General features: G+C 67.4%; 15 protein-coding genes and 1 pseudogene. 9 read left to right on the top strand and 7 right to left on the bottom strand.

Features of this window, described 5'->3' with window-relative positions; translation table 11 throughout:
- Positions 1-13 precede the first annotated feature (13 nt).
- Complete coding sequence (locus OH735_RS33585) at positions 14-271, bottom strand: hypothetical protein (RefSeq protein WP_406385412.1); 258 nt, start codon at positions 269-271, stop codon at positions 14-16.
- A gap of 245 nt (positions 272-516) precedes the next feature.
- Positions 517-1,431 (bottom strand): reverse transcriptase domain-containing protein, encoded by a 915-nt coding sequence (locus OH735_RS33580; RefSeq protein ID WP_406385411.1) that lies wholly within the window; start codon positions 1,429-1,431, stop codon positions 517-519.
- A 1,392-nt stretch (positions 1,432-2,823) separates the two neighbouring features.
- On the opposite strand from OH735_RS33580, the gene ctaD reads away from it, so the two are divergent.
- Both ctaD and OH735_RS33570 read left to right on the top strand, forming a co-directional pair.
- Complete coding sequence (ctaD, locus tag OH735_RS33575; RefSeq protein ID WP_406386858.1) at positions 2,824-4,467, top strand: cytochrome c oxidase subunit I; 1,644 nt, start codon at positions 2,824-2,826, stop codon at positions 4,465-4,467.
- Positions 4,464-4,853 carry a cytochrome c oxidase subunit 4 gene (locus OH735_RS33570; RefSeq protein WP_406385410.1) on the top strand — a complete coding sequence of 130 codons (390 nt, stop codon included), beginning with the start codon at positions 4,464-4,466 and terminating at the stop codon, positions 4,851-4,853. The genes ctaD and OH735_RS33570 overlap by 4 nt, the downstream gene beginning before the upstream one ends.
- A 67-nt stretch (positions 4,854-4,920) precedes the next feature.
- On the opposite strand, the gene OH735_RS33565 is transcribed toward OH735_RS33570, so the two are convergent.
- On the bottom strand, positions 4,921-6,561 hold the full coding sequence (locus OH735_RS33565) for a cytochrome bc complex cytochrome b subunit (protein WP_406385409.1): 1,641 nt from the start codon (positions 6,559-6,561) through the stop codon (positions 4,921-4,923).
- A 656-nt stretch (positions 6,562-7,217) separates the two neighbouring features.
- Between OH735_RS33565 and OH735_RS33560 the strand changes: the two are divergent.
- From OH735_RS33560 to OH735_RS33550, 3 genes and pseudogenes are all read left to right on the top strand, one after another.
- Positions 7,218-9,821, top strand: a pseudogene (locus OH735_RS33560) (protein kinase domain-containing protein); the annotation flags it as partial.
- 172 nt (positions 9,822-9,993) lie between these two features.
- Entirely contained in the window at positions 9,994-10,332 is a 339-nt protein-coding gene (locus tag OH735_RS33555) for a hypothetical protein (RefSeq protein WP_406385408.1), read from the top strand.
- Between the two features lie 221 nt (positions 10,333-10,553).
- Positions 10,554-10,934 carry a hypothetical protein gene (locus OH735_RS33550; protein WP_406385407.1) on the top strand — a complete coding sequence of 127 codons (381 nt, stop codon included), beginning with the start codon at positions 10,554-10,556 and terminating at the stop codon, positions 10,932-10,934.
- A gap of 46 nt (positions 10,935-10,980) precedes the next feature.
- Here the strand turns inward: OH735_RS33550 and OH735_RS33545 are convergent, their stop codons facing one another.
- A complete protein-coding gene (locus OH735_RS33545) occupies positions 10,981-11,172 on the bottom strand; it encodes a DUF397 domain-containing protein (protein WP_254585222.1) in 192 nt (63 codons plus the stop codon).
- Positions 11,169-12,050 (bottom strand): Scr1 family TA system antitoxin-like transcriptional regulator, encoded by an 882-nt coding sequence (locus OH735_RS33540; protein ID WP_406385406.1) that lies wholly within the window; start codon positions 12,048-12,050, stop codon positions 11,169-11,171. Before OH735_RS33540 ends, OH735_RS33545 begins: the two co-directional genes overlap by 4 nt.
- A 172-nt stretch (positions 12,051-12,222) precedes the next feature.
- On the opposite strand from OH735_RS33540, the gene OH735_RS33535 reads away from it, so the two are divergent.
- Positions 12,223-12,675: an ATP-binding protein gene (locus OH735_RS33535; RefSeq protein ID WP_406385405.1), complete on the top strand. Its 453-nt coding sequence runs from the start codon at positions 12,223-12,225 to the stop codon at positions 12,673-12,675.
- A gap of 228 nt (positions 12,676-12,903) precedes the next feature.
- Here the strand turns inward: OH735_RS33535 and OH735_RS33530 are convergent, their stop codons facing one another.
- A complete protein-coding gene (locus OH735_RS33530) occupies positions 12,904-13,545 on the bottom strand; it encodes a DUF6461 domain-containing protein (protein WP_406385404.1) in 642 nt (213 codons plus the stop codon).
- A 24-nt stretch (positions 13,546-13,569) separates the two neighbouring features.
- On the opposite strand from OH735_RS33530, the gene OH735_RS33525 reads away from it, so the two are divergent.
- Complete coding sequence (locus OH735_RS33525; protein WP_406385403.1) at positions 13,570-14,325, top strand: EcsC family protein; 756 nt, start codon at positions 13,570-13,572, stop codon at positions 14,323-14,325.
- 346 nt (positions 14,326-14,671) lie between these two features.
- On the opposite strand, the gene OH735_RS33520 is transcribed toward OH735_RS33525, so the two are convergent.
- Positions 14,672-16,870: a S8 family serine peptidase gene (locus tag OH735_RS33520; RefSeq protein ID WP_406385402.1), complete on the bottom strand. Its 2,199-nt coding sequence runs from the start codon at positions 16,868-16,870 to the stop codon at positions 14,672-14,674.
- A 580-nt stretch (positions 16,871-17,450) separates the two neighbouring features.
- Between OH735_RS33520 and OH735_RS33515 the strand changes: the two genes are divergently transcribed.
- Together OH735_RS33515 and OH735_RS33510 are read left to right on the top strand one after the other, a co-directional pair.
- The gene (locus tag OH735_RS33515; protein WP_406385401.1) at positions 17,451-19,268 is read left to right on the top strand and encodes an AAA family ATPase; all 1,818 of its coding nucleotides are present in this window, start codon (positions 17,451-17,453) and stop codon (positions 19,266-19,268) included.
- On the top strand, positions 19,265-20,518 hold the full coding sequence (locus tag OH735_RS33510) for an McrC family protein (protein ID WP_406385400.1): 1,254 nt from the start codon (positions 19,265-19,267) through the stop codon (positions 20,516-20,518). Before OH735_RS33515 ends, OH735_RS33510 begins: the two co-directional genes overlap by 4 nt.
- Positions 20,519-20,534 lie beyond the last annotated feature (16 nt).

Raw genomic sequence — 20,534 nt, 5'->3', positions numbered from 1 at the left:
TGCCTCTTCTTTCTCATGAGTTCTGCCGCGAGGGACGTCCGCTGTAGTGGATTCCTTCGTGGCAGACGCGGCAGACGACCAGGGTTTTCCGACGACGCGCGGCCATCATCTGAACCCAAGCGGGCTTGGCTGCCCGCCCCCGGACGTTCACCGGTTGGCAGCATCGCGGCGAGGGGTTCCCACGTTCCGCACTGGTGCCTGTCGCCGAGCTCGCGCCACCTTCATGCCGGGCCGCCACCTGACCAGGAATACAGGAACCCGTCAGACTCATCCCGGGGCAACAACTGGACCCCGGTTTCGGCAACCACTCATACGCTTACGACACTTCAGCAGTGGTTCACTCGCGTTCGCCTTCTCGGCACACACCTGACGCATCTCGTGCGCCTTTTCCACAGTGCTCATCACCCCGGCTCATTCACCGGAGCAACCTGCGGCGGTTTGAGACCTCCCCCTGCGTGGGCGATCCCGGAGGGCCTACCTCCATCACCAGTGCAGCACCACGTCAAGAGCTTCCGTCTACACCGAAACCTCCTGTTGTGTTCGTGGCGCACGATCGTCGGCGTATCTGATCAATGCCGGGGAACCCTCAACCGACTCGGCGGCGTTCGTGCCGAGCTTGCGGTATCGGACTCCGGCGGCTTGTTCCATTCCGTGCAGAGCGATGTTCAGCAGCAGAGGGCTGACGACGCCCCCTTGTGGGGTGCCTTCCTCTGTCGGGGCGAACCGGCCGCCGTCGACCACTCCGGCCTTCAGCCAGTGCCTGACCAGTTCCCTGGCCGGGAACGTGCCGAGCTGGGCGAGAAGGTGCTCGTGGTCGATGCGGTCGAACGCCGCTTTCAAGTCCGCGTCCAGCACCCACATCCGCTGGGGGTTCTTGCCCTTCAGCGTCAGGTAGATGGCGGATATCGCGTCATGGCAGCCGCGGCCGGGCCGGAAGCCGTACGACTTCGGCTCGAACCGCGCCTCCCACTCGGGTTCCAGCGCGTTGACCACCCGCGCTTGCAGTGCCCGGTCAGCGATGACCGGGATCCCCAGTGGGCGCTTCTTTCCGTCTGCTTTGGGAACGTGCACGCGCTTGACCGGCAGGGGCGTCCAGATTTTCGAGCGGTATTGCGCCCAGTCGGCCAGTTTGGTCTTCGACTGGGGCAACAGCGCCGTTCGCCCGTCCACTCCGGCGGTCTTGCGTCCAGCGTTGATCTCCGCCACGCGCCGCACGCTCAGGAGCGTGTTGGCACGGGAGCGGAGCATCAGTTTCTGCAAGTTGCGAACTCGTTTGAGGTCGCCTTCCCGCGATGCCGTGAAGATTCTCTGTCGCAGACGCCGTACTTCGTCCTCGACGGCACGCCAGTCAATATCGTGCCAGTCGGGGATGTTGTCCTCCGGTCCGTTCGCCATCACGTCCGTGTCGGCTTTCACCTGCGTGTTCGTCATGGCGTCCAACTTGTCCTTCGGTTCCGGTGTCGTTCTCTTCGTCTCTCCACAGGCTCACCTGGCCTCCGTCAGCACCCTTTCGGGTCCGGGCATCCGCCCGTATCCGGCCGGTTATGCGAGACGGTCGGCGGAGAGCCGGTCATGGTGTCTCGTTTTCCCGCTGCCTTTCGGCCGCCGGCATTGGCTTCTGAGGCCATCCTGCGCCCGCTGGAGAATCGGGCCTTCCTTGCGGTCGGCTTGCCGCAGACGCCGTGGCGTCTGCGGACTCCAACGGGATTGTCACGTTCCGCACGAGTGAGGTGCGGCCGGGTCGGGTGCCCCCTATACCCCGAGGACGGCGGTGTTCTCCCGGCCGGACTAGCGTCTTCCGGTCGGCGCCTGCCGCTTCTCAACGGCCAGTCCTTGACCCCGCTGCAACGACCCATCTGCGGGGCTTCCGATGACGAGGCATCACCAGGGGTTCACGTTGTTCACCCTGTCGGCCTTCCCCGTGACCTGTAGCTCCCGGATGGAACGGGAGCCCTTGGGCCTGGAGACCTGAGCTTCGCACCCCGCCCTTACCAGCGACGCACGTCAGGCCGGGGACAGATCCTCAAACACTGATCCGTAACTACACCTTCGGCATCAGCCGACCTCCTTCGATGAAGCTCACTCAACTCGTGCGACTTTCGTGTCGCACCCCCGGCTCTGAGTACTACGACGGCTCCGCCCCATCCCGGCCCGGTCAGCGGTCGGTGCGCTCAGCCACCCGACCGGGCTGGCGGCCCGGCCAGGTGGCAAGACCTGGATGGTTCCCGTGTTCACTGTGATTCGCTCGACGGAGGAGGAGCCCGACTCTGCCCCTGCGGCATCACCACGACTACCCGCAGCATTTCATCGTGGTCTCCCGGCCAGCCGTCCTATCCGACCCAGGAGTTACCCGCCGATATCCGGTGGGTGCGCGCCGCCCCCGGCCCATCTCCACCAGATTTGAGCCGGTGCAAGATGAAGGGACGTAAACACCGGTTCCTCTCGCACTCCTTTCCGTCACGCTTGCCGGACCCGCACCATCTGGCAGTGCTGGCACGTCCCGGCTTTGTCAGGGCTGCTTCCCGCCCTCACCGGCACCACCCGGATCAGACTGCCCTCAGCTCCACCGTCCTGCTGCGACAGGATCAGCGACGAAGGCCTTTCACCTCTGCTGGACGCGGCGGGCCCCTGGGACACCCGATCGGAGCACCGGTGAACTGGTGAAATTCGAGGTGTCACCGCCAGTCGTACGGGCCGTCCACGGTGGCAGGCTCCACCATCGAGTCAACCGGGAGGGACGGAGAACCGATGGCGCAGGACCTGCAGGAAGCCGCGCCGGCCGAGCCAGTGGCCAACAAGCGCATCAATGCCGGTGTGAGACTCATGGGCTGGCTGACGACCACCGATCACAAGGTCATCGGCAATCTCTACATGGTCACCGCGTTCGGGTTCTTCCTGCTGGCCGGAGTGCTGGCCATGCTCATGCGAGCGGAGCTTGCCCGTCCAGGACTGCAGATCGTCAGCGCGGAACAGTACAACCAGTTGTTCACCATCCACGGCACCATCATGATGCTGCTGTTCGCCACGCCGATGTTCGGCGGCTTCGCGAACGCCATCATGCCGCTTCAGATCGGCGCGCCCGACGTCGCATTCCCCCGCCTCAACGCGCTCACCTACTGGCTCTTCCTCTTCGGCGGAATCATCGTGGTGTCCGGATTCGTGGTGCCCGGCGGCGCGGCGCACTTCGGCTGGTTCGCCTACGCACCGCTGAACAGTGCCGTCTTCTCGCCCGGCGCCGGCGGAGACCTCTGGATCATGGGCCTGGTGCTGTCGGGGATCAGTACGACCCTGGCATCGGTCAATTTCATCACTACGATCGTCTGTCTGCGTGCGCCGGGTATGACCATGTTCCGGATGCCGATCTTCACCTGGAACATTCTGTTCACCTCGATCCTCGCGCTGCTCGCTTTTCCGGTGCTCGCCGCCACACTGCTCGCCCTCGAAGCCGACCGGAAGTTCGGGGCCCATGTCTACGACGCCGCGAACGGCGGGGCGCTGCTGTGGCAGCACCTGTTCTGGTTCTTCGGCCATCCCGAGGTCTACATTGTCGCGCTGCCCTTCTTCGGAGTGGTGAGCGAGATCATTCCCGCGTTCAGCCGGAAGCCGATGTTCGGGTATTTCGGAATGGTGATGGCCACGATCAGCATCACCATGCTCTCGGCGGTTGTCTGGGCCCACCACATGTTCGCGACAGGAGCCGTTCTCCTGCCCTTCTTCTCCGCCATGTCGTTCATCATCGCCGTGCCCACCGGTGTCAAGTTCTTCAACTGGATCGGCACCATGTGGCACGGCAATATCTCGTTCGAGACACCCATGCTCTGGGCGATCGGCTTCCTCGTGACCTTTCTCCTCGGCGGCCTCAGTGGAGTGCTGATCGCCTCACCTCCGCTGGACTTCCATCTCACCGATTCATACTTCATCGTCGCCCACCTCCATTACGTGCTCTTCGGAACAGTGGTCTTCGCGATGTTCGGCGGCTTCTACTTCTGGTGGCCCAAGTTGACCGGACGCATGCTGGATGAACGCATCGGACGTATCCACTTCTGGACCTTGTTCATCGGCTTTCAGCTGACCTTCCTGGTCCAGCACTGGCTGGGGGAGGCCGGAATGCCCCGGCGTTACGCCGACTACCTCGCGGCGGACGGCTTCACCTTGCTCAATACGATCTCGTCCGTCGGGTCCTTTCTGCTGGGCCTGTCGACACTGCCGTTCCTGTACAACGTGTGGCGCACCAGCCGTTACGCGCCCAAGGTCGATGTGGACGACCCGTGGGGGTTCGGCCGTTCCCTGGAGTGGGCGACCTCCTGTCCACCCCCGAGGCACAATTTCCGGGCTTTGCCCCGCGTACGTTCCGACTCGCCGGCCTTCGACCTGCGCCGCCCCCTCACGCCGGAGAAGCAGAAGCCGGGCCTCGGCCGAGGCGGGTCCCGCTCCGCATCGGGCGCTGACGAGGAGTCGGGCGAATGAAGACCGAGGCCATTGTCTTCGCCGGAGTCGCGGGGTTCTTCCTCGTGACCGATGTTCTCTACGCCGTGTGGTCCCATGATCCGACAGGCACGGCGGCTCTCACCGTCTCGTTCCTCATGGCGTTGCTGGTCACGTTCTTCTTCGCCACCAACTACCGGAGAAAGGGCCTGCGCCCCGAGGACCGCGGGGACGGGCACATCCATGAGCGGTCAGGTCCGGTGGACTTCTTTCCTCCGCACAGCATCTGGCCGTCACTGACAGCCGCGGGAATGGCCCTGCTCGCCCTCGGTGTGGTGTTCGGTCTGTGGCTGTTCCTGATCGGGCTGGGCTTGGTCCTGGCGGGGGTGTTCGGAATGGTCTTCCAGTACGTGCGTGTCCAGGACTGAGGGCGGTTCTCAGTCCTGGCGTTCGCGGACCGGCTCCGGCGCGCGTGTCCAGGACTGAGGGCGGTTCTCAGTCCTGGCGTTCGCGGACCGGCTCCGGCGGTGTCATCCGCTCCGCGATCCGGGACCGTTGCTCCTCCGTGACGGGCAGTTCCACGAGGTCCCCGTAGTACCAGCCGCTCAGTACGGTCCGAAGCCGTCGCCGACTCGAGATCGGGCCCTTCGCGGGGAGCTCCAGGGGCGTCGGGACATCACGCATCAGGATGCGGTAGCGGGCTGTCGGGCTCAGGCCACGGCGGCTCTCCGAGAGATCACCGTTCACCGACTGTGTCACCTGGCCGGTCTCCTCACCTTCGGTCAGTCGGCGGCGGTCCCGCATCTGAAGGGCGAGGCAGAGGCGTTTGGTCAGCGCGAAGGCCAGGAGTGGGGCGGCGATCAGCGCGGTTCTGAGGATCCAGGTCATGGCCTCGACCGAAACCCTGAATGAGAGGGCGACGACGTCGTCGCCGCCGGCGACCAGGAGAACGGCGTAGAAGACGATGGCCGCCACGCCGAGCCCCGTACGGGTCGGCCGGTTGCGCGGCCGGTCGCACAGATGGTGTTCCCTGCGGTCGCCCGTCACCCATTTCTCGAAAAAGGGATAGAGGAACAGCACTGTGAAGACCACGCCTGGCAGCACGATCGCCGGAATGAACACATTCCACATGATGGTGTGGCCCGCAATATCGGTCTCCCATGGTGGCATCAGCCGGAGCGCGCCCTCCAGGAACCCGACATACCAGTCCGGCTGTGCGTTACCGGAGACCTGGTTGGCGTGGTAGGGGCCGTAGTTCCATACGGGGTTGATCTGGGCGAGCCCGCCCAGCAAGGTCAGCACGCCGAACACCATGAGGAAAAAACCTGTGGTCTTCGCGGTGAAGTGAGGAAACGCCGGTGAGCCGACGGCGTTCTTGTTGGTCTTCCCCCGACCCGCCCAGTGGGTGTGTTTGAGATAGACCACCAGCATGAGATGAGCGGTGATCAGCCCCACGATCAGACCGGGCACGAGCAGGACATGCACGGGGTACAGACGGGGGATCACGGCATCGCCCGGGAACTGTCCGCCGAAAACAAACAGCTCCAGGTACGTTCCGACGACAGGGATCGACCCCACAATGGTGGCCGCCGTCCTCAGGCCCGTACCCGACAGCAGGTCGTCGGGCAGCGAGTAGCCCGCGAATCCTTCGAGGAGCGCAAGGACGAACAGTGTTACGCCCACGATCCAGTTGGCCTCCCGCGGTTTACGGAAGGCACCGGTGAAGAAGATCCGCAGTATATGGACGGCGATCGCGGCGACGAACACCAGTGCCGCCCAGTGGTGGATCTGACGCATCAGCAGGCCTCCGCGCACGTCGAAGCTGATGTCGAGCGTGGTGGTGTAGGCCTGCGTCATCCTCACCCCCTGAAGGGGCACGTAGGAACCGGTGTAGACGCTCTCCGTCATGCTCGGGTCGAAGAACAGGGTGAGGTACACGCCGGTGAGGACCAGGACCACGAACGAGTAGAGGGCGATCTCACCGAGGAGAAAGGACCAGTGGTCGGGAAAGGCCTTGCGCAGCAACTGCCTGGCCAGCTCACTGACGGGCAGGCGCCCATCCACCGCGCCGTAACCACTGACCGCCGCCTTCCCGGCCTGGGTCTTCAGCTGCGCCTTACGTCTCCGCAGGGGCATGCACCACTCTCCCGTCGATCTTCCTTCCCCCCCCGCCCCTTATTGTTACGGTTCGCCCTTTATGGGTAACGCATTACTCGAAGGGACTACGCAGAATCGCGGTATCGGCACCTGATCGGCCGACCTGGCCCTGACGTGCCGGGTGGGGCCGCGCTGGTGCGTCGGCCCCACCCCGCGAGCGATGTGCGGGGCCTCGCCGCCGCAAGGACTGATGCGCGTCGCTGCGTCGCCCTCGACGGTATGACTCCGTCCACCCAACCGGCGGTCTCCACGGACAGTTGGCGGGACCCTGAACGTCGGCGACTTCCTTCTCAACCGGCCGTCTCCGCGCATATCCGGTCCGCGTCAGACACCCTGAGCCACCGCCATCGCGTCATCCTCCGCCGTCGCCACAGGGGCCGGGTCCGGGGCCTCACGCGGCACCAACGGCATCTCGGAAACTGGCCAGTCAACCAAGTCGGCGATCTTTGAACACCGAGCGGGCGGCTCTGCCTCGAACCAACTATGCGATCCACTTCGACCACTCAAGGATTCACAGGAGCCATAACGCGTTGACAACGTATACATGAAGACGCCGCCCTCCTTGAGAGGTGAAGGTGTACACCCCCTGCAAGATGTACCCGTCTTGCACGTGACGGGTGAAACGGGGAGGGCAAGTGGGCCTGGAAACGGTTGACGGACGGTTCCGGATCACGGGGATCGTCGGGCGCGGGAACATGGGCGAGGTGCACCGGGCCGAGGACCTCCGGGCCGCCCCGGACTCCCCGCACCACGAGGTAGCGGTCAAGACCGTGCTGCGCGGCCGGACCGGAGTCGCCGTCGACGCCTCGGGGTCCGGCAAGGAGATCGACCGTTTCCGCCGCGAAGTGCGGATCATGCGCATGCTCTCCCAGGGCCACCCGAACCTCACCCTGCTGATCGACGGTGGCGTTGACCGGGCGCCGGGCGGCAGCGGTCTGCCCTACCTGGCCATGGAACTGCTGGACGGTCATCCGCTCGCGGACCTCATCGACGAGGAGCCCCAGCTCCCGGTCTCCTGGGTAGCCGCCGTCGGGGCGCAGATAGCCGCCGGTCTCGCCGCCGCGCACACAGCCGGGGTCGTCCACCGCGATCTGAAGCCGGCCAATGTGATGCTGACCGGAGACGGCACCGTCAAAGTCCTCGACTTCGGCATGGGCTCGATCGTCGACGATCCCGACCAGACGCGACTGACCAGCACGGGCGTCAGCGTCGGCACGGCCCGCTACATGGCACCCGAGCAGTTCCGGGCCGAACGCGTCTCCGCCCTGGCCGACCTCTACGCACTCGGCTGCATCCTGTACGAACTGCTGATCGGGCAGCCGCCGTTCTCCGCCAGAACCCCCTTCGAGCTCTCCGAGCAGCACCAGCACGAGCGGCCACCGCTGCTGACCCTGGTACGCCCGGACCTGCCCGCCGGGCTGGTCCGACTCGTCGACCGCCTCCTGGAGAAGGACGCCGAACTGCGGCCCGAGAACGCCGCTCTGGTCCGTGACGCGCTGGTCCCGCTCGCGCTCGCGCCGGACGACACCGCCGCCCTGCTGGCTCCGCACTGGCAGGTGATGGACCCGGTGGCGCGGCTGCGTTCTCTGCTTCCCGAGCGCACCCCGGCCGCGCCCGCACCCGTGCCGCGCAGAGAACCGCGCCTGCCCGAGACGATGGACGTCTTCGGTATCCATGCCGACCTGATCAGCGAGTACGAGAGCTTCACCAAGAGTGCGACGGTGGTCCGGGACGCCCGGATCGCAGGCTTCGTCGAGGACGACCTGGCGGCGAAGTCGCAGTGGCCCGACCCGTGGCTCTCGCTGAACCCGTTCTTCGCCGACGGCGGCCAGGTCACCGACCTCGTGCGGGACGGCGTGCTGCACCCCAGGTGTGCGGAGATCTTCCAGGCGGGCAAGAAGGAGAGCTCGCTGCGCCCGGACGGTCGTCCGCTGACCTTCCATCTCCACCAGCGGCAGGCGATCGAGGCCGCGCAGGCGGGCGACTCCTATGTGCTGACCACCGGCACCGGTTCCGGCAAGTCCCTGTCGTACATCGTCCCGATCGTGGACCGCGTCCTGAAGGAACGTCAGACAGCCGGCCCGGACGCGGGGGGCCGAGTACGCGCGATCGTCGTGTACCCGATGAACGCCCTGGCCAACTCGCAGCTGATGGAGCTGGAGAAGTACCTGCGCCACGGTTTCGGGACCGGTCGCGAGTCGGTCACCTTCGCCCGCTACACCGGCCAGGAGTCCGAGGAGCAGCGTCGGGAGCTGCGCAAGAACCCTCCGGACATCCTGCTGACGAACTACGTGATGCTGGAGCTGATGCTGACCCGGCCGGACGACCGGTCGAGCCTGATCCGTATGGCCGACGGGCTGCAGTTCCTCGTCTTCGACGAGTTGCACACCTACCGGGGCAGGCAGGGCGCGGACGTGGCGTTCCTGATCCGCCGGGTCCGTGAGGCCTGCCGGGCCTCGGCGACGCTGCAGTGCATCGGCACCTCGGCGACCATGTCCACCGAGGGCTCGTGGGAGGACCAGCAGCGTGAGGTGGCCAGGGTCGCCGGCCGACTGTTCGGTACGACGGTGCTGCCGAAGCGGGTCATCGGCGAGACCCTCGTCCGGGCGACCCAGGAGGCCCCGGTGACCGTGCCCGCCGAGCGGCTGCGGGTGCCGGCGGCGCCCCGCTCGTACGGGGCGCTGACGAAGGACTCGCTGGCCTGCTGGGTGGAGTCCCGGTTCGGGCTGGAGCGCGAGGAGGGTACGGGGAGGTTCCGCCGCTGTGCCCCGGGCACCGTCGAGGAGGCGGCCGCCGAGCTGTCCGCCCGATCGGGGGTGGCCGAGGAGAGCGTGCGCGAGGCGATCCGCACCACGCTGGAGGCGGGTGCGCAGGCGAAGCATCCGGTGACGGAACGGCCGCTGTTCGCCTTCCGACTGCACCAGTTCCTCTCCAAGGGCGACACCGTCTTCACGACTCTGGAAGATCCGCTCACCCGGCCACTCACCCGCACCTACCAGCTGGAGCAGCCGGGCAGCGACGGCAAGCCGCTGTTCCCGCTGGCGTTCTGCCGTGAGTGCGGCCAGGAGTACCTGACCGTCTGGCGGACCGAGGAGGGCGGCGCGTTCCGGTACGAGCCGCGTCGGGACACCTCCGCCTCCGGGGGCCGCGACGGCGAGGGCTACCTGTACCTGGGCATGCCCGGGGAGGACTACGAGTGGCCGGCCGATCCGCAGAAGGCCGTGGACGACAGGCGGCTCCGCTGTCTGGTCGTCCATGGTCTGCGACTACTCCGTCCGCCAGAAGATCGGCGGCACGCACCTCACCTACGGATATGTCCAACAGATGCCAGTCCCCACCCCCGACCAGCTCGCACCCCACGCGGCGTTCATCACCTCTCGCATCCTCGAACTCACCTACACCGCACACGACATGAGCGCTTTCGCCCGCGACCTCGACGACACGGACGCCCCCTTCCGCTGGGCCCCCGACCGCCGCGTTGTCATCCGCGCTGAGTTGGACGCACTGTTCTTCCACCTCTACGGCATCACCCGCGAGGACACCGCGTACATCCTCGACACCTTCAACGTCACCCGCGACAACGACATCAAAGCGCACGGCGAATACCGCACCAAGAACCTGATCCTCGCCGAGTACGACCGTATGGCCGCCGCCGGCCTGACCCTGGAGACCCCGCTCACCGAGGGCGAGTCCGGCACCTACCGCTCCACCCTCACCCCGCCCCCCGGCCAGGGCCCCCGCCACGACTGACCTGCCCCTGGGGTGGCCCCACCTGGAGGCCACCCCAGGGCATGCCCCACCGCTCAACCAAGGAACCAACGCACGTGGTATGTCGAAGCCAAAGCAGCAACCCCCGTTCGGTCGTCGTCCTGACCTCGGGTACGGACTGGGGTACCCGTGCCGCCGGGCAGCGGCGGAGCAGTGGGGCCGAGTCCCCCATACCCCGGCGGCAGCCCGCGAAGATCAAGGCATTGCAGCAGACCATCGGGTTGGCTCGCATGGCGATCAACAACAAGCGCTGGCATGCGGCGCGTTACGCGCTCAGCCGAACCCGCGCCCTCACCGAAGCCCTCCCCACCAACGTGGCCGTCCAGGAACGCGAGCAGCTCTCGGCGCTCCGCAAGAAGTACGCGGCGCGCAACACGCCGGCCGCAAAGAACGCCAAGCAGGCGAAGGCGACACCAGCCAAGCTTGTGGGCACGAAGAAGGCCGCCCCCAAGAAGTCCACGGCGAAAAACGCCGCCCAGAAGCCGAAACCCGCGCCTGTTCGCGACCTCGGTGACCGTTTCATCAACCGCGCGGCGCTCGGCTACGCCCCCACGGACGAGAACAAGGGCTCCCGAACGCGGTGAGGGCGTGCCGTCCGCCGCTCCAGCGGACGGCACGCCCTCAAGTCACTCAGCGCTCCGACGCGAACCGCACGAACTGCCCCCAGCCTTCGCGGCCGACGGCGAAGGCCGGGCGGGTCACGTCCTTGGAGTCCCTGACGTGGACGGCCTGTTCGGCGATCGCGACCTCCACGCAGTCGTCGCCCTGGGTGCCGCTGTAGCTGGACTTGAACCAGGCGAGTTCCGACGTACCGCTACTCATAGCTCTCCTCGCATTCGCTCCAGCAGGTCCCGGGATTCCCTGGGGTTGAGGGCCTGCGAGCGCAGTGTGTCATAGCGTCGGCAGAGCAGGCTCATCTCTTTCGCGTCGGAGATCAGCCGACCGTTCTGCTGCCCCTCGGAGTACCCGAGCCGCCGCCCCTCCGGAGACTCCAAGATCCGCATGGGCCCGTCCAGGCACCCATGAAACTCCAACTCCAGCGGCACCACTTGCAGCGTCACGTTACGTGGCGCGGTGAGCTCAAGCACATGGTCCAGCATGCTCGCCTGCACTTGCGCCCCACCCAGCCCGCGTCGAAAAACCGACTCCTCCACGATGAAACCGAACGGCACGGTCGGCCTCTCCCGCATCATCGTCTGCCGCTCCATTCGCGCGGTGACCTGAGCCTCCGTCTGCTCGTCGGTCAGCAGCGGGATGCTGTTGTCGAACACTGCCCGCGCATACGCCTCCGGCTGCAACAACCCCGGCACCAGCCGGCACTCGTACGTGCACAGGCTCACCGCCTCCCGCTCCAGCCTCGCCCACCGCCGGAACCACGCCGCGAGCCCCGCCTCGCCGCGGGTGAGATGGCAGGCGGCCTTCCGCAGCACACCGGTGTTGCCGAGCGCTTCCTCCGCACGCTCCACGAACACCCCGTCCGGCATCCGTCGGCCCAACTCCACCGACTCCACCGTGTGTTTGGAGTACTGGACCCGGGCGCCGAGCTCGACCCGGCTGAGACCCGCGTGTTCGCGCAGCGCCTGAACGACCGCGCCGAACGTGCGCAGACTGTCCGACGGATGGGGCTCGCGCTCCCACTCCCCGGCCGGAACTCCCTGTGCGCCGACGCCCCCGGCCGCCTCCCCCACACCGATGCTCATCCGCCCTGCCCCTCTCCGCACCGCACCGCGACGGCTCCTGACACCGCCCCGGGCTCGCAACTCAGCGTGACGGAAGAGACACCGTACCGTCCACTCTTCGTGCCCGTACGCTGACTCCGCGTACGGGGTGCGGCGCTCGACCCCAGGCACCTCCGGCCATCACTCTGACGCCATGAACCACGCGCTGCCCCAAGTCGACCTCCTCTCCCGCACCTTCACGCAGCTGCTGTCGTCCACACGGCGCGGCGCCCGGCTGGCCAGGCTGCTCGCCGGGACCGAGCTGCGGACCTGGGGTGCCACGCATGACCTCACGGAGCGTGCCGAGCTCGTGGTCGCGGAGCTTGCCGCCAACTCCGTCCTCCACGGCCTCGTACCGGGTCGCTGCTTCCGGCTCACGCTCGTCTTCGACCCGGCGGCCGGCCGCCTCCGCGTCGAAGTCACCGACGCCCGCGGGGAGGTGTACCCGCAGCCCCCTCCGGCGGACGCCGAACCCGAGGCGCTGCACTCCGGCGGCCGGGGCCTGCTGCTCGTCGCCGCCCTCACCGACCACTGGGACTGCGTCCCCCACCCACCCTGCGGCAAGACCGTCCGGGCCGAACTCCTCGACACCAGGCCCCGCGCGTGATCACGTCTGGCAGGTCTTGCTTTTAAGTGCGTTGTGGCAAACCGGATCTCGTTCGAGGTGTGGCGTGCCGATCCTTCTGATACCGCAGCGCTGGGAGGCTGGCGGCGCGTGCGATGAAGGCGTACGCGTTGCTTGACGGCATTCTGTTCCCGATCGACCGTATCGACGCAGATCGGCTCCTCAGTGGGGCGTTTGAGGTGCGTTGGTGGCAGAGGTCTTCCTGGGCGGTTACCAGGACGAGGGAGGTGAGATGCGGGTGACTGCGGTGGGAAGCTGTCCGCTCTCGATGAGCTGCCGGGGGAGGGTCAGCCCGAAATGTTCACCAGCGACTGTCAGTACCCGGCGTTTCTGTTCGCGGGGCGACAGTTCCTCATCGTCGCCGAGCAGGTCGTCGAGGGAGTCTTCCGGTGGGATGAGTCCGGCCGCTTCCAGCGCCGGGCGCAGTAGGTCGGGCTGGGCTCCGGCGGGGTCGTAGCCGAACCCCAATTCGAAGTGCAGCTGTACCTCCCCGTCGGCGAGGTACGTGAAGAAGGAGGGCGGATCGTCCGGCCGGGGGTCGAGGATCAGGACTTCGGCGCCGCAGGAGACTGCCGGGTCCAGGGCCCAGCCTTCGCTGCCTCCGCATTCCACGATGAACGACCAGTCATCGCTTCGGCCGACGCGGCCGACGCAGTAGATCTGCGTGAGGTCGACCATGCGGGACGCTTCGTGCATGGTGAGGGCAGGCCCGATCTCGACAGGTTCGTGGTCGGCCATGCGTTCGGCCAGCTGCTCAGGGGTCAGGCCGCGGGCGCAGGTGATGTACAGGTCACCGGCGTTCAGCGTTGAGCTCCACCAGGCATCCGCGATCCAAGCAAGACCATCGGACATTGCTGATCTCCTTCCGTACGCAGCGTGGGGCCGGGTGGGGCCCAGCGAGAACCTGGAGCTGTGCCCCACCCGGCGATCAGCAACTTACGGCTTCGGAACCGTGCAGGTCACGGTCGCTTTGGATGCATCGCAGTGCGCGAACTCGGGAAAGTCCACCCAGTACGGGTCCTTGTCCAGCATCCGGTACTTGGTCGAGAAGCCCGAGCTGAACGCTCCACCGGCGCGTTCGAAGGCGGCGCCATGGGCCTGCTGGCCATGGTCCCCGTCGCCGGTATCCCCGTCGCGATGACCGGGGACATCCTCGTCGTCCAGGTCCTGAGCACGTCGATCGCATCGCGCATCGCATACTCCTACGGCTACGACGCCAAAGACCCCAAGGAGCAGGACTTCATCCAACGCCTGGTACAGAGGTCCTTCATGGCACAGGCGGCCAAAGCCAAGCCGTTGCGTGACGCCGCACAGGCGGCGAACGCGGTCAAGGGACGCGTGAACTGGTCACAGAAGCTCCGCCAGGACCACCGCCTCCTGGCCGCCCTTGAGAAGTTGATGCAGCAGCTCGGCCCGGCCGGCTCCAAGGTGCCAGTTAAAAACGTCGCCAAGGTCGTGCCGTTCGTGGGTGTCCTCATCGGTGCCGGCATGAATTCCGCGGTCCTCGGCAGGGTGGCCGCCGACGCCCAGCGGTACTGCCAGACCCGATTCCTGTGCGAAAAGTACGGGCTGCCGCTGCCGGCCGCACTGGCGACCGACCAGGACGACGACCCTCAGACCGACGCCACGTAAGTGATGGCCGCCGGGCCCACGACGCAGCCTTGGACTGCGTCCCCCACCCGCCCAGCAGAAAGACCGTCCGGGCGGTGTTGACGGCGTCGGTCGAGGCGTGAGGCATACGACGTGGTCCTACCCCCGTCCCGGACGCCGGTCCAGCGGCCTGCTCATCGCCGGTAACGCCAGATCTGCCGCAACCGCAGAACCTTCGGCGCGGCTGAGTCGACGCCCGGTCGCAACAGATGACCACGTGAATCGGTGGGCCGCGACGCCGAGATCGGCGTCGCGGCCCACCCTTCCTTTCTGCCCCTTGACTACGGCTCGACCGTGGTCAAGCCGAGTTGAGTCAACGGGTCACGGCTTACCTCCCGTTGTTCGGCACCGCGTCCATGACGGTCAGCGTCATGCTGTTGTCCTCGTAGGACACCCGGAACAGGTAACCGCCCACGTTCAGGACCCGGTTCTCCGGCAGCGCGTGGAAGGCTCCCTTGATCGAGCTACCGCTCATGATCGTGAACACGGTGCCCGGGGTCAGCTCGCCCCGCACGTCCAGGTCCAGCTCACCGTCCAGCACCAGGTTCCCCGCCGCCCGGACGCTCGTGTAGTCCCGGTCGCCGGAGATCGTGACGGCAACGCGACCCTGCTTGCCGATGGTCGCGTTCCCGCCGACGTTCAGGACATTGCCTGCGGCGCCGGAAGCGCCGGTGATCTGCGCGGCCTCGTCGGCCGTGAGACCGGGCCGCAGCACGCCGTGGCTGACGTTGATGCTGTCACCCACGGTGCCGCTGCCGCCGAGCGTTCCGCCGCGCACGTCGACAGCGCTCGCGTGCGAGCCGACGACCGAGAGTTTGCCGTCGAGGACGGTGCTCGTCCCGTGCCAGGTCTCGCTTCCGGTGAGGAACAGGGTGCCGTCGCCACGCTTCGTGAGGCTGCCCTCGTAGGCGCGGGCCTCGCGGGCCTGCTCACGGCGGACCCCGATGTCGTAGTCCGACTTGTCGGCGTCGCTCGCGCCGGCCGGCAGGCCCTTGGTCCAGCCCTTGGCGGCTTTGGTCGCCGTCCAGGCGGCCGCTTCGGCGGCGTCCTCCTGCTGGCGGGCCCGGATCGCGACGTCCGAGATGTCGTTCGACCACACGTCGTCGCGCCCCTGCGTGTCGACGACGAGCGGCCCCAGGAACTGGCCCGGGCCGTTCATGGCCTCCCGCAGGCTGACCGTGCCCCAGCCGTTGCGGCTGTCCGGCACCTGCACGGTCTGGCCGCCGGTGGGGTTCAGCACGGCGTTGCCCGCCGCGTCACTGATCGTGTTGTTCTGCCGGCCGGTGGTGAACATCGTGTAGAGCGCCTGCTCGTTGGTCATGTATGGGAAGCGCTGCATGATCAACGACAGTGCGGCCGCCGAGTGCGGGCCGGCCATCGACGTCCCCGACGAACTGCCGTAACGGGGCTCGGGAACGCCGTTGACGACCGACACGGTCGTGCTGTTGATGCTGTTGGCCGGCGCCGTCACGCAGGACCACTTCGCGACGCCGCACTGGTTGAACGTCTGCTGGCCGGGGACCAGGACGGAGCCGTCAGCGTTGAACGTGCGCCCCTGGGTGGGGTTGACCCCCGACGTCGTGTACCAACTGCCCTCCAGCTCGGGCATGAAGTAAGGCGCGGCGCCTCGCGGCGACGGGTTCACGTAGCCGCTGTTACCGGCGGTGAACTGGATGACCGTGCCGGTACGCGCGGCCTCGATGGCACCGTTCAGCCAGTGGGCGGAGCTGCCGTTCGCGTCGACGACGCCGTCCGGAGTGGACCAGAGGCGCCATGCCGTGTTCAGACCGAAGCCCGCCGGGCTGCCGGGCGGCGTGTCATACGTGTTGTAGTTTTCCGTGTTGGGCTGGCTACCCCAACTGCTGGTGATGATCCTGATGGGCTCGCCGTTCGCCGTCTTGGCGGAGTTCACGGCCCGGTAGACATTGCCGATGTAGGCGTCGTCCGGCGTCTGCGCGGCGGTCGCGTTCGCCGGCAGGAGACCGTAGAGCACGCCGTCCTTCTTGCCGGTGTTGCCCATGTACACGTTGCTGTTGAACGCGACGCCGTGCATGTTGGCATCCGGCCCGGCCGGTTGCGTCTCGCCGACGCCGTCGCGGCTCGCACCGATGGTCCCGCTGACGTGGGTGCCGTGGCTGTCGTTGAGCGCCGGGTTGTAGAACCCCGGCGTGGGGCCCGTCTGGCCGCCCTGGGCCTCCACTGAGAAGTAGCGGTCCCCGACCGCGTAGTTCGTGTCCAGGCTTCCGTGCTCCCGGACGTGCCCGGCGAAGACGCCCGAGTCGACGACGCCGATGTTCATCTCGGTGCCGGAGTAGCCGGCAGAGTAGGCGAATTCGGCTCCCATCGACACCAGGCCGGCGTCCCGGTTGAACTCAGGGGTACGCCAGCTCGCCGCGTCGCCGAGCCGGCCGGGATCTCCCTCGTAGGTCTTGATCGACGGTGGCAGGGGCACCTGCCCCATCGCCGGCTGCGCGGCGACGCCGAGCACCACTATCGGTATCAGCGCTGCGATCAGCGCCGGCTTCACGCGTTTTATGTTCGACACTCCGAACCCCTCCAAGATCGATTGCGCCGGATGCTATTTCCTGCTTCCGGAGCGGAACAAGGCGTCGGCGGACACGTTTGTATCTACGTTGGAAGGAAGCACCAGAAGCCGGGCAATCCGTGACGTGGCAGCACTGACGGACGTGCCATGGACGGTGCGTGTCAGGCGGGCGACCGGTTACCGGCGCCGTGCCCACCACCGGCGCAGCGCGCAGTCGGCGCCGCTGGCCACGCCTCGCGGGCCGGCTCCGGGCATGACCAGCGGGACAACGGCGCCCCGGTCTCGGCGGGAGAGCAGTCGGGGTGCGCGCGGTGATCGCACAGACGGCAACTTCGCCTCGATTGCGCGGCGTTCGGCCTCAGCCGTCGAATCCCCACTCCGGCGACCAAGCGCCCGTTCCGCCCGGGTAAGCCGATCGGATGCATCCACACCGTAAACCGCATCCGTTTACATCGTCAACAGACAGGTCGCCTATGATCACTGATGGCTAGTAATCAATTGACAACGTCAACAAGTAAGCTGTGCGGTGTCGCGCTCTCACGACCGAACCGGAAGGTCACCCATGCCGCGACATGACCGTCTCCCCGGCACACCCGAGTTCCGCATCATGCTTCCCAAGGACGGCGGTGAGGCGCGCGGATATCTGCTCACCGAGTTCGGCGGCAACGGCACGCACAAGTTCGTCCTGCAGGAGGGTTCGTCGGTGGCCGCCGAAGCCTGGCCCGGGCTCGGCGACCACGCACGCCGGTGCCGTGCGGAGCTGCGCGAGAGCGACGCGCTCGCCGACGCCTCAACGGATCCCGACCGGCCGCAGGCACCGCCGCGATGGGTGGCGAGCCGGGACATCGTGTGCAACTCCTCCTCTGCTGCCGCGGCGCTGGTGTACGGCTACGACGCTTCCGGCCCGGAGTCCTGGCGAACCGCCGAGGGCCACCCGCTCGCCGACTACCTGTCCACCGGCTGGCGCGCCCCGCGCAAGGCGTGGCTGGTGCGTGGCTCCAATGTCTCGGGGCACAACCTGGTGCGGCAACTGTGGCTGGAGGAGGGGATCGTCTCACTCGCGGGCGCGCATCTGCCGCCCTTGGAGGAGAGCGATCCGACGAAGAGCGCACTGCGCCGCTTCGTCGAGGAGGGGTACGAGGGCGCGGCCTCGTACAACCAGAAGCGGGGCCTCGTCGACGAGTTGCATGCCTTCCTGACACAGATGCGCGTCGGCGACATGGTGGCCACCATCGGCGACGGCCGGCTTCACGTCGGACGGATCACCGGGGAGGCCGTGCAGAACGCATCCCCGGGCGGCTTGTCCAATCTGCGGCGAGCCGTTGCCTGGCAGCCCGACAGCCACCCGTACGAGGAACTACCGGAGGAAGTGCAGCAGAAGCTGTCCGTGCAGCATGACGTCGTCGACCTGACCGGTGTCCTGGAAGCGCTGGACGGGCTCACTGGACTCTCCGACCCGACAACAGCCGACGCCCCCGTCCCGCAGGCCGCCGCCGAGCGGCCGGCGCAGCGGGAGTTGGCACTGCCGGACGTCGCCGAGGCCCTCGCGGCCGACCTCCTCGTCCACGACAGGGCCTGGTTGGAGGAGATGCGTGAACTCCTCACGGACGAGAGGCAGTTGGTTTTCTACGGCCCGCCGGGCACGGGCAAGACCTACCTGGCGATGAAACTGGCCGAGTACTTCGGCGGCGGCCCCGAGCAGGTCAAGATCGTGCAGTTCCACCCGTCCTATGCCTACGAGGACTTCTTCGAGGGGTTCCGGCCCGTGGAGGATGCCGAGACACGGGAGGTGGCCTTCCGACTGACGGCGGGCCCGCTCCGGGAGCTCGCCGATCTCGCCTCCCGCGAGGGCAATCGGCACGTCCCGCACTTCCTGATCATCGACGAGATCAACCGTGCCAATCTCGCGAAAGTCTTCGGTGAGCTGTACTTCCTTCTGGAGTACCGGACGAGGTCTGTCCGTCTCACCTACTCCGGGGACGACTTCGCGCTGCCCCCCAACCTCTTCGTGATCGGCACAATGAACACCGCCGACCGGTCGATCGCGTTGGTGGACGCGGCGATGCGGCGCCGTTTCGCGTTCGTGGAACTCTCCCCCCGCGCCGAGCCGACCGCCGGGCTGCTCGCACGCTGGCTGAGGCGCGAGGGCAGGGACATGGAGCCCGCTCACCTTCTCGATGCTCTCAACGCCCGCATCGACGAAGCGGACTTCGCCATCGGTCCCTCGTACCTGATGAAGCCGGGCGTGTACCGCGACGGCGGCCTCGAACGGACCTGGCGCACGAAGATCCTCCCGCTGCTCGAGGAGTACCACTACGGAGAGGGGCTCGACGTCGCCGCCCGCTACGGCCTCGCCTCGCTGCGCGAGCAGCGCCCATGACCGCGCTCGATGTGACGCTGCGCGAGTACGGGCCCCCGGTCTCCGTACCGCTGTCCCTCGATGCCGGGCGGGCCCTCGCCGCCGCCGGCATCCTGCAGAGCACGACCCCGGATCCCGGCCGGGAGGGGCACTGGGTCCTGCGGGCGGGCAGCAAGGTCGGCGCTGTGCGCACCCCTGGGGGTCCGGTCGTACGGATCATGCCCAAGACCCCTGTGAGCCGGCTGTTCTTCCTCCTCGGCTTCAGCCTCGACCCGGCACGCGCCTGGCGCGACAACCGGGAGGGAACCGTCGACACCGGCGCGTACGACGACGTCGTCCCCGCCCTCGCGCACGCCGTGGAGCGGCAGATCGACGCGGCGCTGCGGCAGGGCGTCCTCCAGGGCTACCGGGAAGTGGAGGAGTCCGGGCTGGTCGTGCGCGGGCGGCTGCGCGAGGCCGAGCAGATCCGGCGGCACTTCGGCCGTACACCGCCCGTGGAGATCGCCTACGACGCGTACACCGCCGACACCGCCGAGAACCGCATCCTGCGCGCCGCCGCCGAGCGGTTGCTGCGGCTGCCAGGAGTCCCCGGCCCGGTCCGCAGGCGCCTCGCCCATCAGCGCGTACGTCTCGCCGACGCCCGGCCATTGATACGGGGACAGCAACTGCCGCGTTGGCAGCCGTCGCGCCTGAACTCCCGCTACCAGCCCGCACTGCGGCTCGCCGAGGCCGTCCTGCACGGCTTCTCCCCCGAACACCGGCCGGCCGACGCCGACCCGCTCAGCGTGGACGGCTTCCTGCTCGACATGAACAAGGTGTTCGAGGACTTCGTCACGGTCGCTCTGCGCGAGGCCTTTCGGGAGCACGGCTTGACCGCGCGCCTCCAGGACCCCCACCACCTCGACACCGCGGGCCTTGTACGGATGCGCCCCGACCTCGTCTTACGCACCGGTGACGGCCACACTCCGCTCGCCGTCATCGACGCCAAGTACAAGGTGGAGAAGGCCGACGGACTCCACAACGCCGACCTGTACCAGGCCCTGGCGTACGCCACGGTACTCGGTCTGCGCGAGGCTCACCTCGTCTACGCGGCGGGACGGCGACCGGAGCGCTTCCACGAGGTACGCGGAACGACTGCCGGGCAGGACAGACAAGGAGTGCGGCTGTACCAGCACACCCTCGACCTCTCCCGGGAACCAGAACAGATCCTGTCGGCCCTCCGGGAAATCGCCGGAAGGCTGGCCGGGGCCACACCACATCCGCGATCATGAAACACCGTCAGGCAGG

Source organism: Streptomyces sp. NBC_01618 (assembly GCF_045209435.1).
In the GTDB taxonomy this organism is placed as follows: domain Bacteria; phylum Actinomycetota; class Actinomycetes; order Streptomycetales; family Streptomycetaceae; genus Streptomyces.
Note: the sequence above shows the minus strand (reverse complement) of the source record. Positions and strands in the feature narration are given on the sequence as shown.